At 72.3% G+C, this 1,759-nt stretch carries 2 protein-coding genes and 1 pseudogene; 2 read left to right on the forward strand and 1 reads right to left on the reverse strand.

Annotated features, from left to right (window positions below):
* Nucleotides 1-263 (reverse strand): hypothetical protein (locus ACIKT0_RS17860; RefSeq protein ID WP_407106676.1); only part of this gene is annotated, 263 nt, incomplete at its 3' end.
* A 278-nt stretch (nucleotides 264-541) separates the two neighbouring features.
* Between ACIKT0_RS17860 and ACIKT0_RS17865 the strand changes: the two genes are divergently transcribed.
* Nucleotides 542-1,654, forward strand: coding sequence for an ABC transporter transmembrane domain-containing protein (locus ACIKT0_RS17865; RefSeq protein ID WP_407106675.1), 1,113 nt, complete (start codon nucleotides 542-544; stop codon nucleotides 1,652-1,654).
* Nucleotides 1,642-1,759, forward strand: a pseudogene (locus tag ACIKT0_RS17870) (pyridoxal phosphate-dependent aminotransferase); the annotation flags it as partial. The gene ACIKT0_RS17865 and the pseudogene ACIKT0_RS17870, both read left to right, overlap by 13 nt.

Genomic DNA, 1,759 nt, shown 5'->3' on the forward strand with positions numbered 1-1,759 from the left:
CCGACATGCCGGACGTGGTCAAGATCGACGAGATCTCCGAGCCCTGGATCCGCGCCACGATCCTCACGCCCGACGAGTATCTCGGCCCAGCGGGCGAGGCCCTCCAGCGCCTTGGTCAGGCGGTCGTCGGCCTCCGGGACCCGCTGCGCGAGCATGCCCACCAGCCGTTCGAGTTCCTCGGGGGCCGGGTCGCCGGCCCGCCTCGCATGGGCGAGACGCTCGGAGAGCTCGATGAGCGGCCGCGCTTCCTCCTCCGGCGCCATGCGCTCGGATCGGCGGCCTCTCGGATCGCTCACGCTCATATGACCCACCCCGAGAGCCCCCGCCGTCGCGGAAGCCTTGCGAAACTGTTGACGACGCGGCGCGCCGAACCGCCTGCGGCCACTTTTGACCGCCATAGTAAACAAGCCGTTAACCATGCGGCCGAACAGCGCCGCCCCAAGGCGGGCGGGCGGCGCGCGGAGGCCTCGGAACGGGGTCTGGCGCGAAGCCGCGCAGTGGGGCAAACAAGGGGTTCCCCCGAACCCCCGCGAGCCTCCCGATGCCGGCGCCGACTTCATCCGTGCCCGCGCGGACGCGCAGCGTCCTGACGATCTACCGGCGCACCTGGGGCCTGCTCGGCGACGAGCGGCGGCTCGCCGGCTGGCTCGCGGTCGGCAATGTCGCGCTTGCGGTCGCGGCGTTCGCCGAGCCGGTGCTGTTCGGACGGATCATCGACCAACTGACGAAGGGCGGCGACGGGATCGGGACGACGGCCGCGTTCTGGGCGGCGCTCGCGCTCGCCGCCATCGGCGGGCGCGTGCTGGTGGGGCTGCACGCCGACCGCCTCTCGCACCGCCGGCGGCTCGCCGTGATGACGGAGGTGTTCGGGCACGCCCTGTCGCTGCCGCTCAGCTTCCACCGCCGCACCCATTCGGGGCGGATCGTGAAGGCGCTCATCACCGGCGCCAACGCGCTCGCGGACGTCTGGCTGTCCTTCTTCCGCTCCGGCTGCGCCACCCTGGTCGGACTTATCGCGCTGCTGCCGGCGAGCCTCGCGCTGAACCCGTGGCTCGGCTCGATCCTGATCGCGCTCGCGGTGGTGTTCGGGATCGCGATCACGCTGCTGCTGCGGCTGACGCAGAACCGGCAGGAGAACGTCGAGAGCTACCACTCCGACCTCGCGCAGCGCGCCGCCGACGCGATTGGCTCGGTCGCGGTGGTGCAGAGCTTCGCGCGGGTGAACGCCGAGATGGCGGGGCTCAACGGCGTGATGCGCCGGCTGCTCGACGTGCAGATGCCGGTGCTGTCCTGGTGGGCCTACGCGGCGGCCGCGACCCCCGCGGCCGGGACGATGACGGTGCTCGGCGTCGTGCTCGCCGGCGCGGCGCTGAACGCCCAGGGGCTCGCCTCGGTGGGCGAGATCGTGACCTTCGCGGCGCTCGCGGGCCTGGTGATCGCGCGGCTCGGCGACGCCGTGTCGCTGATCAACATGCTGCTGCTGAACGCGCCCCGCATCGGCGAGATGCTCGATCTGGTGGACGAGCGGCCGGAGGTGGCGGACCGCCCCGGCGCCCGCGATCCGGGCAGGCTCGCGGGCCATGTCGCCTTCGAGGGGGTGTGCTTCTCCTACGAGCCCGGCCGGCCGACGCTGGTCGACGTCACCGCTCGATGATCGAGCACACCGGCGCGAACCCGATTCCGGTGCCGATCCGCGAGGAGAACGGCTTCGCCTTCTCGGCCGAGGAGACGCTCTCGCTGATCACTCCTGACACGCGCC

The sequence above is a fragment of the Hansschlegelia beijingensis genome (assembly GCF_045505405.1).
Taxonomy (GTDB): domain Bacteria; phylum Pseudomonadota; class Alphaproteobacteria; order Rhizobiales; family Methylopilaceae; genus Methylopila; species Methylopila beijingensis_A.

What these genes read in the sequence shown, in the direction of transcription:
- ACIKT0_RS17865 (WP_407106675.1), top strand. Translation starts at nt 542, where the DNA reads ATGCCGGCGCCGACTTCATCCGTGCCCGCGCGGACGCGCAGCGTCCTG.